General features: G+C 48.3%; 12 protein-coding genes. All 12 read left to right on the plus strand.

The genetic code is table 11. The features are described 5' to 3' along the window. Nucleotides 1-161: 161 nt before the first annotated feature. The 12 genes from HWI92_RS17465 to HWI92_RS17520 all read left to right on the plus strand — a co-directional run bounded on the left by HWI92_RS17465 (nucleotide 162) and on the right by HWI92_RS17520 (nucleotide 14,216). Nucleotides 162-956 (plus strand): T9SS type A sorting domain-containing protein, encoded by a 795-nt coding sequence (locus HWI92_RS17465; protein WP_204657643.1) that lies wholly within the window; start codon nucleotides 162-164, stop codon nucleotides 954-956. Between the two features lie 157 nt (nucleotides 957-1,113). Next, complete coding sequence (locus HWI92_RS17470) at nucleotides 1,114-1,695, plus strand: adenylate kinase (RefSeq protein ID WP_204657645.1); 582 nt, start codon at nucleotides 1,114-1,116, stop codon at nucleotides 1,693-1,695. Between the two features lie 20 nt (nucleotides 1,696-1,715). Next, complete coding sequence (gene obgE / locus HWI92_RS17475; RefSeq protein ID WP_204657647.1) at nucleotides 1,716-2,723, plus strand: GTPase ObgE; 1,008 nt, start codon at nucleotides 1,716-1,718, stop codon at nucleotides 2,721-2,723. A 75-nt stretch (nucleotides 2,724-2,798) separates the two neighbouring features. Then, nucleotides 2,799-5,969: a sialate O-acetylesterase gene (locus HWI92_RS17480; protein ID WP_204657649.1), complete on the plus strand. Its 3,171-nt coding sequence runs from the start codon at nucleotides 2,799-2,801 to the stop codon at nucleotides 5,967-5,969. Nucleotides 5,970-6,129: 160 nt separating this feature from the next. Further along, the gene (locus HWI92_RS17485) at nucleotides 6,130-8,262 is read left to right on the plus strand and encodes a T9SS type A sorting domain-containing protein (RefSeq protein ID WP_204657651.1); all 2,133 of its coding nucleotides are present in this window, start codon (nucleotides 6,130-6,132) and stop codon (nucleotides 8,260-8,262) included. Nucleotides 8,263-8,458: 196 nt separating this feature from the next. After that, nucleotides 8,459-8,833 (plus strand): NADH-quinone oxidoreductase subunit A, encoded by a 375-nt coding sequence (locus tag HWI92_RS17490; RefSeq protein WP_204664659.1) that lies wholly within the window; start codon nucleotides 8,459-8,461, stop codon nucleotides 8,831-8,833. Between the two features lie 24 nt (nucleotides 8,834-8,857). Further along, nucleotides 8,858-9,400 carry an NADH-quinone oxidoreductase subunit B gene (locus tag HWI92_RS17495; RefSeq protein ID WP_204657653.1) on the plus strand — a complete coding sequence of 181 codons (543 nt, stop codon included), beginning with the start codon at nucleotides 8,858-8,860 and terminating at the stop codon, nucleotides 9,398-9,400. Nucleotides 9,401-9,405: 5 nt separating this feature from the next. Next, nucleotides 9,406-9,906 carry an NADH-quinone oxidoreductase subunit C gene (locus HWI92_RS17500; RefSeq protein WP_204657655.1) on the plus strand — a complete coding sequence of 167 codons (501 nt, stop codon included), beginning with the start codon at nucleotides 9,406-9,408 and terminating at the stop codon, nucleotides 9,904-9,906. 17 nt (nucleotides 9,907-9,923) lie between these two features. After that, the gene (gene nuoD / locus HWI92_RS17505) at nucleotides 9,924-11,150 is read left to right on the plus strand and encodes an NADH dehydrogenase (quinone) subunit D (protein ID WP_204657657.1); all 1,227 of its coding nucleotides are present in this window, start codon (nucleotides 9,924-9,926) and stop codon (nucleotides 11,148-11,150) included. Between the two features lie 43 nt (nucleotides 11,151-11,193). Further along, nucleotides 11,194-11,700, plus strand: a complete 507-nt coding sequence (gene nuoE / locus HWI92_RS17510; protein ID WP_204657659.1) for an NADH-quinone oxidoreductase subunit NuoE — start codon at nucleotides 11,194-11,196, stop codon at nucleotides 11,698-11,700. Nucleotides 11,701-11,731: 31 nt separating this feature from the next. Further along, the gene (gene nuoF / locus HWI92_RS17515) at nucleotides 11,732-13,072 is read left to right on the plus strand and encodes an NADH-quinone oxidoreductase subunit NuoF (protein ID WP_204657661.1); all 1,341 of its coding nucleotides are present in this window, start codon (nucleotides 11,732-11,734) and stop codon (nucleotides 13,070-13,072) included. Between the two features lie 28 nt (nucleotides 13,073-13,100). After that, the gene (locus tag HWI92_RS17520) at nucleotides 13,101-14,216 is read left to right on the plus strand and encodes an NADH-quinone oxidoreductase subunit G (protein WP_204657663.1); all 1,116 of its coding nucleotides are present in this window, start codon (nucleotides 13,101-13,103) and stop codon (nucleotides 14,214-14,216) included. The last annotated feature ends 23 nt before the right edge of the window (nucleotides 14,217-14,239 follow it).

Consider the following 14,239-nt stretch of genomic DNA (forward strand, 5'->3'; position numbering starts at 1 on the left):
TTGGTTCTCCATGCAACGTCAGGCTTGCGGAGCCCGACATTCTTCCCAAACAAAAATAGCGCATTTGAGAGGCTGGGTTTTTCATTTAACATTATTTAACAACCCTGCGCAAACGGCTCCAGTACCCTTGTAATATCTTCAAATACAAATCACTACTTACTATGAAAGCTGTTGTTTTGACCAGGATCGCACTGTCTTTTTTCCTTGCTGCATCACCTGTAATGCTTACCAGTGCCTGGGCGCAGGCCGACAAAAGTGAGAAAAAAGCCCAGGTCCGCATCCAGGTTTCGGAGGATCAGGACGGAAAGACAAAAAATATTGATAAAACCTACGAGGTAGGCAGCATGTCAGACAAAGAGCGGGATGCCTTTATTGATAAAGTACTGGATTCGCTGGGTGTTGAAAAGAATAAGAAGCAGCGCATTTCCATCACTTTCGACGACGGGGACCGCCAGTTTTCACAACGTAAGAAAAAGACCATTATGGATCACCGGGATGACCGTGACGTTTTGGCCTTCAACTATGAATGGGATGATGATCTTGCCAAAACATTCAGTTACAATGCCGATAAGTTCAGGCAGCAGTACCGGAACTTTGAGCGCGATTTTACCCCTAAAGCCAAAATCTTCATGAAGGATATGGAAAATTTCGGAGACAAAATGGCCGAAAGCTGGGAAAAGGATGCAATGAAGCCCGCCAGTGTACGCGCATTGAGCATTTACCCGAACAATCCCGATAATGGCGTGCTGAATGTCCGGTTTTCGGTGCCTGCAAAAGGCGACGTGACCATTTCAGTAACTGATGTGAAAGGTAAGGAAGTGGGTAAAAGGGAGATCAAGGACTTTTCAGGCGAGTTTGTAGGGCAGGTAGAGCTGAAAAAGAACATCAAGGGTACGGTGTTCGTCAGCGTTGTCCAGAATGAGGATGGTACGGTTAAAAGGGTGGTCATACCCTGACAAGTTGTTCAGTAATCATCCTAATCCCCTTAATCAGAAACATTAAGGGGATTTTTATTTTCAAAATTATCCCGGCGTATAAGGAGCCTTTTAGTAAGAATTGTAAATTTGCGCAAATTTCACCAAACTTAATTGACATCAATTCTCCAAAGCTACTATGCTGAATCTTATATTGTTTGGCCCTCCGGGTGCCGGGAAAGGCACTCAAAGTGAGAAAATTATAGCAAAATACAACCTGATCCATCTTTCAACCGGCGACCTGCTGCGTTCTGAAATCCAGGCAGGATCAGCGTTGGGACTGAGGGCCAAAACATTGATGGATAAGGGGATTCTGGTGCCCGATGAAGTAGTGATCGGAATGATCGACAACAAGCTCAGGGAGCATCACGATGCTGCAGGCTTTATTTTTGACGGTTTTCCAAGAACAGTTACCCAGGCTGAGGCACTGGATGCGCTCCTGGCCACCTACCAGGAAAGTATCTCGGTAATGATCGCGCTTGTGGTAGATGACCAGGAGCTGCTGACGCGCCTGCTGAACCGGGGCAAAACTTCCGGCCGGCCTGATGATCAGAACGAAACACTGATCAGCAAGCGCATTCAGGAATACAATCTGAAAACAACCCCCGTAGCCGATTACTATGACGCGCAGGGTAAATTCATCGCTGTAAAAGGCATAGGTGAAATTGAATCTATTTTTGAGGAGATTACGGATACGATCTCTCAGCTCACACAGGCTTAACATGCCCGGATACTATACACATGGCTTCTTCCAACTTCATCGACTACGTTAAACTCAATGTTCGCTCCGGCGCCGGCGGCGCAGGTTCCATGCACTTCCGACGTGAAAAGCACGTCGAAAAGGGTGGACCTGACGGCGGCGATGGCGGTCGGGGTGGGCACGTTATCCTCAAAGGAAATGCGCAGCTGTGGACTTTGCTCCACCTGAAATATACCAAGCACGTCAAGGCATTTGACGGCAAAGCCGGGGAAGGCGCACGCCGCACCGGTGCCATCGGGAAAGATATTATCCTTGAAGTACCCCTGGGTACAACTGCCCGCAATGCCGAAACCGGCGAGCAGCTTTTTGAAATTACCGAAGACGGGCAGGAGCTCATCCTGCTCAAAGGCGGCCGCGGCGGCCTTGGCAATGATCACTTCAAATCTCCCACCAACCAAACACCCCAATACGCCCAGCCGGGCGAATCCGGGCAGGAAGCCTGGGTAATACTTGAACTGAAAGTACTGGCTGATGTGGGACTTGTGGGTTTTCCCAACGCCGGCAAGTCGACCCTGCTCTCAGCCGTATCCGCAGCTCGCCCTGAGATTGCGGACTATCCTTTTACAACCCTGGTACCTAATTTGGGCGTAGTGTCGTACCGCGACTACAAGTCTTTCGTGATGGCCGACATTCCCGGCATTATTGAAGGAGCTTCACAAGGACGCGGGCTGGGACTACGCTTTTTGCGCCATATTGAGCGTAACTCCATTCTGCTGTTTCTAATAGCCGCAGACAGCACCGATATCAGGGAAGAGTATCAGACGCTTCTGAACGAATTAAGAATATACAACCCCTCGCTTCTAGACAAAGACCGGTTACTAGCTATTTCTAAGGCAGATCTGCTGACGGATGAGGAACGTGCCTCATTGCAGGATGAGCTGCCGGACGGAATGGATGTACTTTTAATTTCTGCAATTACCCAGGAAGGTATTGAACAATTAAAAGACAAAATATGGAAACATCTCAATCAGCCGTTTTCCGTAAACTAATTTTTAGTTTGCAGGCGCGATGTTTTCATGCATCTTGTGTATCCTGAAAGTTATTTGTAAGCATACTCTATCACTATGAAACACTATCTACCGTATTGTTTTTGGGTAGTACTCAGCTTGACTTCGTTAGAACTATTTGGACAGATCAGCGTAGATTATCCTTCCGATCGTGCCGTATTCCAAAGAGATAAAAACAACTCGGCTACTATTTACATCGCAGGCAGCTACACCAAAGTAGTTGATAAGATTGAGGCAAAACTCAATGCGCTCAATGAAGGTAACAGCACTGGCTGGATTACCATTTCCGATAATCCTTCCGGCGGACTTTACTCGGGCAGCATTGATGCAGCCGGGGGCTGGTACAGCCTCGAAGTAAGGGGCATGAAAGGTGGCCAGGTAGTGGCTTCCGGGCAGGTGGGTCATGTAGGAATCGGGGAAGTTTTTATGATTGCAGGCCAGTCCAACGGGCAGGGTTACTACGGCTACGGAGGACCCGGTGCCCAGGATGACCGGGTGAATACGATTGACTACAACAACGTTGATCCGCCTTACCAGAATGACGAGCTTCCCTATCCCCAGTTTATACATGTTAATGCAGATTCCAAGATCAGTCCGCGCGGAAAATCGGCCTGGTGCTGGGGTAAGCTGGGTGACCTGCTGGCGAGCCGCCTCAAAGTTCCTATTCTTTTTTACAATGTTGCGTGGTATGGTACGGCTGTACGCGCCTGGCGGGAAAGTATCAATGGCATTGGCTACTCCGTGTATTCGGGTGTACCCATTGAACCTTTTGGCATGCCTTACAATAATCTCAGGATGGTATTGCAGCGATATACGCCTATTACCGGTCTGAGGGGCATACTCTGGCTTCAGGGTGAAGCTGATAATTTTACCAATACAAGTCCGGACAGCTACGCTGCTGACTTACAGGCGGTAATTGAAGCCGGCCGGAATGAATCGGGCAAGCAGATTGCCTGGATGGTGTCACTGACTTCCTATGATAACCTTCATGGTTCTGATGCAGGTGTACTCGACGGCCAGCGCAAGGTGATCAGGAATGTTCCAGCAGTATTTGAAGGCCCCAATACAGATCAGATTCAGATTCCAAGGGTAGACGGTGACGAGGGAGTTCACTTTCGTGACTATGGACTCACACAACTTGGAGAAGCCTGGAATGCCAAGCTGAACGACCAGTTTTTCAATAATTCGGAGCCTTATAAAGGAATGAGCCCGCTCAGGGTAACTTCTGTTTGTATAGGTAACGGAAACATTGCTTTGAATGCTGGGTCAGGTGGGCTGGGTTCGTACCAATGGACAAACGGCCAAACTTCCAGCAACATAGAAGTATCCAATGGAACGTACCGCGTTTCAGCGCGGGATGGGCGGGGTAATTATATTTTTTCTCCCGAAATCCGGATCAACGACCGTATCCTTCCGGACCAGCCGACGATTTCCCTGCAAGGCAGCAATCCTGTTTGTCTTGGCAATACGGCCACGCTGATAGCCAGTACATCCGAAAACGTAACATGGAATACCGGCTCTACAAACACGGATCTGCAGGTAACCTCCGGGGGTGACTATTTCGTGACGACCAGAAATGCTTACGGATGCCAGGCAACCTCGGCAAAGATGTCCATACAAGTACTTACCTCTCCCCTTCCTGAAAAACCAACTATTGTGGCTTCGGGCGCAGTTACATTTTGTGAAGGCGGCCAGGTAAGTCTCCAGTCCAATGCCCAGGTAACCAGTATCTGGTCTAACGGCGAAAACAACGCATCTATTATTGTCCGTAACTCGGGCGATTACCGGGTGAGGGCCAAAGATAACCTGGGATGCTTTTCACCCGAGTCTGATCCCATTACGGTAAAAGTAAATCCATTGCCTGCCAAGCCGGTTGTATCCCTCAACGGCCCTGCTATTTTTTGTGCAGGCGGTATCGTTACACTTACCTCGAATTACCAAAGCGGAAATATATGGAGTACGGAAGCCACGTCTGCTTCGATTGCTGTTACGCAAAGCGGCAGTTTCTCACTCCGGCAGCGCGATATCAACGGATGTGAGTCGACCTCAGATCCTGTGAGCATTCAGGTAAATCCATTGCCGGCCATGCCAACAATTAGTGCATTGCGGCCAACTACGTTCTGTGAGCGGGACTATACCACCCTGCGCAGCAGCGAAGCTTACGTTTACCTATGGAGTAACGGATATAACGGACGGGAGATGGAAATCAGGCAAACGGGCGACTATACATTGTCTGTAAGAGATCAGAACGGCTGTGTGTCGCCGGCTTCCCCTACGGTAAAAGTGGTTGCTAATCCGCTCCCTCCTACTCCCACGATCAGTGCGGAAGGACCGCTGGTTTTTTGTGCAGACCTGAGTGTAAACCTGAATGCCAGCCCTGCTGCCGGCTTTTTATGGAGCAATGGCGCTGCTACCCAGACGTTGAAAGTTACAAATGCAGGTACTTTCTCTGTTCAAACCATCAATGAGTTCCAGTGCTTTTCCGATCCCAGCAATAAAATTACGACGCAGACACTCCCTTTGCCGCCTTCGCCTACTGTGCAGGCATTGGGTGTAACTACTTTTTGCGACGGTGACCTTGTGATCCTGAAAGCGGACAAGGGCAGCTATTTTTACTGGAATAACGGGGCTGAGGGCGACACCATTCACGTTGCCCAATCAGGAGCGTACGCTGCCAAAGTTCAGGATGATAAAGGCTGTTTCTCGCCTTATTCAAAAACGATTGCTGTGGATGTAAAACCGGCTCCCACCGTGCCGGTCGTGCGGCAGACAGGGGCTTATACGCTGGTCTCAGAAAACAACCTGGAAGCGGGCACTTACACCTGGAAATACAATGGCGCTGCATTGACAGAGACTTCGGCTACCATTAAGGCAATACGTTCCGGTGCATACAGTGTAAGCAATACCATTGTTTACAGCCCGACGCTCACCTGCCTGTCTGAATTTTCCAAGCCGTACTACTTTAATGCGGACTCGCATAATCCCGGATTTGTGACACATCCTAACCCGGTAATTAGCGGAGATATTACCATTGAGACTGTTCAGGACATTCCAAATGCTGAGATTTTGATCATAGACAGTCATGGTGTTATCCGTAAAACTTTCAAGATCAAAAAGTTTGATAAGGCATACACGTTTGATCTGAGCGGAATTTCAAGCGGGCTTTATGTAATCCAGCTCAGATCCACTGCACTGACTGCATCTCAGAAATTGGTGATTGCGCGCTAGCTCACAGCCTTATTTCATCAGCGCAAAAAAGGGGAATAATGCTATTTTAGAGAAAATATCATTTACCTTTGTGACCATTTTGCGTCATCAAATTTCCCTGACAAATAAAAGTTTAACTCCAAAAGAGCATATAGAAATTTTACCCTGTATCAGCTTTACAATGCATTTCAGAATTTCTTTCCGGGTAGTGGCAAAGGCATTACTGTTGATTTTATTTACCTCATCAGCAGTATTTTCTCAGATAAAGATTACAACCCCTTCGTATCAGGCCGTTTATCAGCGTGACATCACAGGCCAGAGGACTATTCCGGTTACCGGCACATTTACGATACCCATGGACAAGGTAGAGGTCCGGGCAGTTCCCGTTGTGGAAGGTCAGGGTGTTGAAACTCCGTGGCAGGATTTACAGGTAGCGCCTGCTGGCGGTGTTTTCAATGGAAACATTACACTTTACGGTGGCTGGTATGCGCTGGAAGTCCGCGCGATAGCTGACGGTAAGGTAGTAGGCCGTGACGTGCTGGCGCGTGTAGGCGTGGGCGAAGTTTTCGTGATTGCCGGCCAGTCCAATGCACAGGGGCTCAAAGCTTACCCTGGCCCGTCCGCAGTTGATGACAGGGTTATCTATATTTCCAATTACGAAAATGATGAGCTTGGCCAGTACCACGACCTGCTGACGGACCCAACTCCTCCTGTTTTTTCCAAAATAACGAATGTAAAAACCATGTCACCGCGTGGGCAATCTGCCTGGTGCTGGGGTATCCTGGGCGACTTGCTTGTATCAAGGCTCAATTTGCCGGTTATGTTTATCAACACAGCCTGGGAAGGTACGGCGGTTGAAAACTGGTCGGAAAGTTCGCAGGGCAGGCCTACCAAAAGCTATTATGGCTACCAATATGCTCCTCAGATGCCTTATGCCAACCTCAGGATTGCTGCCAAAAACTACATCAACCAATATGGGGTACGCTCGGTGTTATGGATGCAGGGAGAGACTGACGGAGCATTTGGTACACCTGCTGCATTGTACAGGGAGAGATTGCAGGAGGTGATCAACAAACTGAATTCGGATACGAATAAAAGAATTACCTGGGTGATCGCCAGAACAAGCCGGGCTTCACTGGACCCTAATGTTCCTTCCAAAGTTTATCCGCAGATTATAGCTGCCCAAAATGCGGTGTTGGATACGAAGTTCAACCCTACTTACCCAGGCCCTGAAACTGACCCGCTGGTACCTAACCGTCCCGACGGAATCCACTTCATCGGTACCGAAGCACTCACGATCCTTGCCAATGCATGGAACCAGAGCCTGAATGCCAACTTTTTTTCGACTGTACTTCCTGTGGCGCCATCCGGCATTCCAAAAATTACGGCGGCCTGTACGACTACCAATAATGGCGTGACGATTACATTACCATCCAATTTTGCCTCTTACGAATGGAGTACGGGTGAAAAGAGCAGTTCCATTGTAGTTACCAAAGCCGGAACCTATCGCGCTACTGTAAGAGATAGTTTCGGAAATTCGATACTTACTTCGGTTGTGGTGCTCAATAATGATGCGAAACCTGTAAAGCCGGTCATTCTTCAAAGCGGACAACAGCAGGCTTGTGCTGATTCCTCCTTTCAGTTCTCAGTATCGGAAGGCAGCGACATTTATACATGGTACAAACAAGGCTCCAACACAGCGCTTGCAACAGGCGCCGCGGCACGCATCAGTGAAGCCGGCAACTATGTGGTACAGGGCACCAATATTTTCGGGTGCATATCCGATTTATCCAATCCTTCCTCGCTGTTGATCCGCGAGAAAGTGCCGCAGCCGGTTATTGAACCATCGGGTCCATTCAGTGTTACAGCAAGCATCAGTGAAACAGGGCTGAATACTGCCTTCCTGTGGCGCAGGCCGGGCACGGAATCAGACACGCTTGCCGATCTGGTAAAAATCCTGAAATCCGGTACCTACTCGGTAAGAGCGCGGGTTACCTACACTTTAAACAATAACACATCAATCAACTGCTTTTCTGATTCGGCGTCGAGGGAATTCAAAACCAATGAAGAAAACGATGTCGTGATCTACCCCAATCCAAGCCAGAGCAGCTTTGTATATATTGAATCGCGCGACAACATCCGGGATGCGACAATCACGCTTTATGACATTTTCGGAAGGGTCATCAAATACATTCCTTCGAGGCTTATTAACAGCAGGTTTGAGGTTGATGTAAGCAATCTTCCGACCGGGAAATACATCATCCGTGTTACCGGACAAGGGCAGAGCCTTACAAAACAGATTGTTATCAGATAAATAGAAAATCTTTCTTTTTTACTAAATAAGCCCCGGCACTCCGGGGCTTATTTAGTATGATACTAATTAGACTAAAGATCAAGAAAAGTATTTGATTGATAAATTTGCAAAGGCTAATTTTGAGAATACGGTTAAAAGTAACCATTCTTTACCTAATCGTTTTTCCGCCTCACTGGCCTCTGAATTAACTTTATCAATGAAGAATACATATCTTCCTTCCGACTATTTGCCGATTTTGGTCCAGTTCTTCCTGGCAGCCGGTTTTATTGGTGGTACAATGATTGTAACACACCTTATCGGACCCAGCAGAAAGAGCAAACTAAAGGACGATCCTTTTGAATGCGGTATTGAGTCCGTTGGTGACGCCCGGACACCAATTTCTGTAAAATACTTTCTCGTCGCTATTCTCTTTGTTCTTTTTGATGTTGAAGTGATTTTCATGTACCCTTGGGCAGTAAATTTCAAGGGTTTGGGAATGTTCGGGTTTATTGAAATGTTATTGTTTATGGCATTGCTGCTTTCCGGCTTTTACTACGTTATCCGCAAGGGTGTGTTGAACTGGGAGGAATAAGCTGAACATTAATCCGGAAAAATCATGAAAGAGGTAACAATTGTAGATGCTCCGCAAGGACATAGTGGTTCTGGTTTTTTTGCAACATCATTTGACGAAGCAATCGGGCTGGCCCGAAGCTACTCACTCTGGCCGCTGCCATTCGCAACTTCATGCTGCGGGATCGAATTTATGGCGACCATGGGTGCCCACTATGATATCTCCCGGTTCGGGTCTGAGCGCCCGAGCTTTTCACCCCGCCAGGCTGACCTGCTGATGGTAATGGGTACGATCGCCAAAAAAATGGCTCCTGTCGTAAAACAGGTTTACCTGCAGATGGCCGAGCCCCGGTGGGTTATGGCAGTAGGTGCCTGCGCTTCGAGCGGCGGAATATTTGACACATACAGCGTACTCCAGGGCATTGACCGTATTATCCCGGTAGATGTTTACGTACCAGGCTGTCCGCCCAGGCCGGAGCAGATCATCGATGGCCTGATGCACATTCAGCATCTTGCCCAGAATGAAAAGCTGCGCAGACGGAATACCGACGAATATCAGGAATTACTAGCATCATATAATATCCAGTAAAACGTATGCTGAGCAACCAGGAGGTAGCTGAAGAACTTTTGGGTAAATTCGGAGATCAGGTTTTTGATTTCGAAGAGCCTTATGGCTTACTCACGGTATCTACCACCCGGGAAGAAATCATCCCGGTTATTTCATTTTTGCAGGAGCATAAGCATTACCAGGTCATTTTCCTGACCGACCTTACGGGAATACATTATCCGGACGTGCCCGGAAAAGAATTCATGGTCGTGTATCACTTGCACAGCCTGGTACATAATTTCAGGATCCGTATCAAGGTATCACTTTCAGGAGCAGACCTGCACATTCCGACGCTTACGCCGCTGTTTGCCGCAGCCAACTGGATGGAGCGGGAGACCTACGACTTTTTCGGGATTATTTTTGACGGCCACCCCAATCTTATCCGTATCCTCAACATTGAGGAAATGGACTATTTTCCAATGAGAAAGGAGCACGCGCTTGAAGATGCGACGCGCAACGACAAGACTGATGCTCTTTTTGGACGATGACCCTACTTTGAGAGAACATGGCAGATATTGAGCTATTACCCCATAACGTGCCTACCAACACCGAGCTACCTGAGCTGGTTGAAGATCTGACCACCCTCAATCTCGGACCTACCCACCCTGCTACCCACGGTATTTTCCAAAACATCCTGAAAATGGATGGTGAAAAAATCGTTTCGGGCGAGCAGACCATCGGGTATATTCACAGGGCATTTGAAAAAATTGCAGAAAGACGTCCGTTTTATCAGATTACGACCTTGACAGACCGGATGAACTATTGCTCTTCCCCAATCAACAACTTTGGCTGGCACATGACAGTGGAGAAGTTGCTGGGTGTGGAAGTACCGAAGCGTGCGCAGTACATCCGCGTGATTATGATGGAACTGGCGCGTATCACGGATCATATTATCTGCAATAGTATCCTGGGTGTTGATACAGGTGCTTTCACCGGTTTTTTGTATGTTATGCAAAAGCGGGAGGAAGTATATGAAATTTATGAAGAAGTATGTGGTGCCAGGCTGACTACCAACATGGGCCGCGTAGGTGGTATGGAGCGCGACCTTTCGAGCACTGCCATCCGTAAGATTCACGAGTTTATCAAATCGTTCCCACCGGTATTGCGTGAGCTCGAAAAGCTGCTTAACCGCAACCGGATTTTCATGGATCGTACCATTAATGTGGGACCGATTTCCCTGGAAAGAGCACTTTCTTACGGTTTTACAGGTCCAAACCTGCGTGCAGCTGGGCTGGATTATGACGTGCGGGTAATGAATCCTTACTCTTCCTATGAAGACTTTGATTTCATTATTCCCGTGGGCCAGAATGGTGACACTTACGATCGCTATATGGTCCGGAATGAAGAAATGTGGCAAAGTCTGAAGATTGTGGAGCAGGCTATTAACAATCTGCCCGAGGGACCTTATTATGCCGACGCACCGGAATACTATCTGCCTCCGAAAAATGAGGTTTACAGGAACATGGAGGCACTGATTTACCATTTTAAAATCGTTATGGGAGAAATTGATGCTCCTATCGGTGAGGTATATCACGCGGTGGAAGGTGGAAACGGAGAACTGGGTTTTTACCTGATCAGTGATGGAGGACGTGCTCCTTACAGGCTTCACTTCCGCAGGCCAAGCTTTATTTATTACCAGGCATATCCTGAAATGTGCAAAGGCAGTACATTGTCCGATGCTATTTTGACAATGAGCAGCCTGAATGTCATAGCCGGAGAGCTGGACGCATAGTTAACCCCAGAATTTTTTACCCTCAAAGGTTCATTCAAGACCTATGGCAGATATAACCGAAACGTCCAACGTTGTGGCATTCACACCGGAGCGGCTCGAAAAAGTAAAAGAAGTTATCGCACGTTATCCCGAGGGCCGGCAAAAATCGGCTCTTTTGCCTGTTTTACATATTGCCCAGGAACAATGGGGATGGCTGAGCAATGAGGTGATGGACTATGTGGCGGACATCCTCAGTATTAAACCGGTGGAAGTGTACGAAGTGGCAACTTTTTACACCATGTACCACCTGGATCCTGTGGGTAAACACGTTATTGAATATTGCCGTACCGGTCCATGCTGCCTGATGGGTGGTGAGGACGTATATGGATATCTGAAGCAGAAGCTAGGCATTGACGCAGGTGAAACCACGCCCGATGGCAACTTTACGCTGAAAGAAGTGGAGTGCCTTGCTGCCTGCGGCTGGGGACCTGTTTTTCAGATCCGTGAAAAATATTATATGAACCTGACGAATGAGCGCGTTGACGAAATTATTGCTGACCTGAGCAGATAATTGCGTCGCAGCATACAAATACTATCCTTAAATGGCGAAAAAGATTTTAACAGAGCACATCAATGTCCCGGGTATCGAGACCTTTGATGTGTACCGTCAGCACGGTGGTTATGCTGCTGTTGAGAAAGCATTGAAAACCATGACGCCCGACGAAGTGGTGGAAGAGGCTAAAAAGTCCGGAGTACGCGGACGTGGAGGTGCGGGCTTTCCAATGGGTATGAAATGGGGATTCCTGGCTAAGCCTGAGGGCATACCCCGCTACCTGGTCTGCAATGCGGACGAGTCTGAACCCGGTACTTTCAAAGACCACCACCTGATGCGCTCAATCCCTCACTTACTGATCGAGGGTATGATCGTTTCCAGCTTTGCACTGGGCGCCCATAAATCGTTTATATACGTGCGGGGCGAGCTGCTCTATGTAGTTCGGATTCTGGAACAGGCTATTGCCGAAGCAACTGCAAAGGGGTTTCTGGGTAAAAATATATTAGGTACCGGCTATGACCTGGAACTGGTAGTGCAACCGGGAGGAGGTGCCTATATATGCGGCGAAGAAACCGCCTTGCTGGAATCTCTGGAAGGAAAACGGGGAAATCCGCGTAACAAGCCACCATTTCCTGCTGTAAAAGGTCTTTACCAAAGTCCTACGGTGGTTAACAACGTAGAGTCTATAGCCAACATGCCATGGATCATCAACAATGGAGGTGATGCATATGCGGCGATTGGTATCGGGCGGAGTACAGGTACCAAGCTGATCTCTGCATCGGGACATATTCGCAAGCCGGGCGTGTACGAAATTGAGCTGGGCGTAAGTGTAGATGAGTTTCTGAACTCTGACGAATACTGCGGCGGTGTACGCGACGGCCACTATCTGAAAGCGCTGGTCGCAGGAGGCTCCTCTGTCCCTATCCTGCCCGCTCATCTGATCACCAAAACTGCCAATGGCGAAGACAGGCTGATGAGCTATGAGTCGCTGTCGGACGGTGGATTTGCCACAGGTACCATGCTGGGATCAGGAGGTTTTATCGTGTTTGATGAAACAGCCTGCATTGTCCGGAACACCTGGAACTTTGCCCGTTTTTACCATCACGAATCCTGCGGGCAATGCAGCCCCTGCCGAGAAGGAACCGGCTGGATGGAAAAGGTATTGCACCGCATTGAGCATGGGCATGGAAGCATGCACGATATCGACCTGCTGGTAGATATTTCGAAGAAGATTGAAGGGAATACGATTTGTCCGCTGGGTGATGCTGCGGCCTGGCCTGTTGCCAGCGCCATACGACATTTCCGGGATGAGTTTGTATGGCACATCACCAACCCTCAGGAAGCATCCCGTCCGGGTGCAGTTTACATGGGCGACCTCGCAGTTGCCTGATGTTATTTACAAAGAATAATGTACCGTCATGGAAGAAATAAAACCGCAGTTACTGAAAATTACATTCGACGGAATTGAAGTAGAGGTTGAACCCGGAACGACCATTCTGCAGGCTGCCCGCAAAATTGCGGAAGCAGACGATGCGCAGGCTCATATTGTTCCGCCGGCTATGTGTTACTACAAGCCTCTACCGGCATCCGGCGGTAAGTGCCGGGCCTGTCTGGTGAAGGTGTCACAAGGCTCTGCCAAAGACCCGAGGCCTATGCCCAAGCTGGTTCCTTCGTGCATTACGCAGGTTCAGGATGGGATGGTTGTTGAAAATTCCACGAACCCTGGCGTACTGGATACCCGCAAAGCAATTGTTGAGTTTTTGCTGATCAACCACCCGCTTGATTGCCCGATCTGTGATCAGGCCGGGGAATGTCATTTGCAGGATTTTGCATTTGAGCATGGTTCAGCCAAAACCCGGTACGAGGAAGAGCGCAGGACTTTTGACAAAATAGATATCGGCCCCTACGTACAGCTGCATATGACGCGATGCATCCTTTGCTATCGCTGCGTGTACACGGCTGATCAGGTTACCAACAAGCGTGAGCATGGTGTTATGGGCCGGGGCGATGCTTCGGAAATCAGTACTTATATTGAGAAATCAATCGATAATGACTTTTCCGGAAATATCATCGATGTGTGTCCCGTAGGCGCTCTGACCGACAAGACTTATCGTTTCAAAAACCGGGTATGGTTTACCAAACCTGAGGATGCGCACTGTAACTGTGAAAAATGCAGTGGGAAAGTGACGCTCTGGTACCGGGGTGATGAAGTGATCCGTGTTACAGCCCGGAAAAACACCTGGGGCGAAGTCAACGAATTCATCTGCAATACCTGCCGTTTTGAAAGAAAAAAAACAAGCGAATGGGTACTTGAAGGTCCATCAAAAGTGAAGAGAAGCTCGGTGATTTCGGCTAATAAATATGGATCCAATCTGGTGAAAAAGCCTGATTTTGCATTGAAGCTGGCTGCCTCCCAATTCAAGAAAATTGATGACGGACGGGAGTACGTGACCGACGAAGAAACCATTCGTCACCAGAGCGTGGAAAATAACGATAAAGCAAATCACCGTTCTTTGCTGGCCAATAACAACTGATCATTCTTGATTTAACAAGATAT

Origin of the sequence: Dyadobacter sandarakinus, assembly GCF_016894445.1 — a bacterium.
In the GTDB taxonomy this organism is placed as follows: domain Bacteria; phylum Bacteroidota; class Bacteroidia; order Cytophagales; family Spirosomataceae; genus Dyadobacter; species Dyadobacter sandarakinus.

Bases quoted from the DNA above. Each gene is read 5' to 3' on its own strand.
- HWI92_RS17465 (WP_204657643.1), top strand. From the start codon at position 162: ATGAAAGCTGTTGTTTTGACCAGGATCGCACTGTCTTTTTTCCTTGCT.
- HWI92_RS17470 (WP_204657645.1), top strand. From the start codon at position 1,114: ATGCTGAATCTTATATTGTTTGGCCCTCCGGGTGCCGGGAAAGGCACT.
- obgE (WP_204657647.1), top strand. From the start codon at position 1,716: ATGGCTTCTTCCAACTTCATCGACTACGTTAAACTCAATGTTCGCTCC.
- HWI92_RS17480 (WP_204657649.1), top strand. From the start codon at position 2,799: ATGAAACACTATCTACCGTATTGTTTTTGGGTAGTACTCAGCTTGACT.
- HWI92_RS17485 (WP_204657651.1), top strand. From the start codon at position 6,130: ATGCATTTCAGAATTTCTTTCCGGGTAGTGGCAAAGGCATTACTGTTG.
- HWI92_RS17490 (WP_204664659.1), top strand. From the start codon at position 8,459: ATGAAGAATACATATCTTCCTTCCGACTATTTGCCGATTTTGGTCCAG.
- HWI92_RS17495 (WP_204657653.1), top strand. From the start codon at position 8,858: ATGAAAGAGGTAACAATTGTAGATGCTCCGCAAGGACATAGTGGTTCT.
- HWI92_RS17500 (WP_204657655.1), top strand. From the start codon at position 9,406: ATGCTGAGCAACCAGGAGGTAGCTGAAGAACTTTTGGGTAAATTCGGA.
- nuoD (WP_204657657.1), top strand. From the start codon at position 9,924: ATGGCAGATATTGAGCTATTACCCCATAACGTGCCTACCAACACCGAG.
- nuoE (WP_204657659.1), top strand. From the start codon at position 11,194: ATGGCAGATATAACCGAAACGTCCAACGTTGTGGCATTCACACCGGAG.
- nuoF (WP_204657661.1), top strand. From the start codon at position 11,732: ATGGCGAAAAAGATTTTAACAGAGCACATCAATGTCCCGGGTATCGAG.
- HWI92_RS17520 (WP_204657663.1), top strand. From the start codon at position 13,101: ATGGAAGAAATAAAACCGCAGTTACTGAAAATTACATTCGACGGAATT.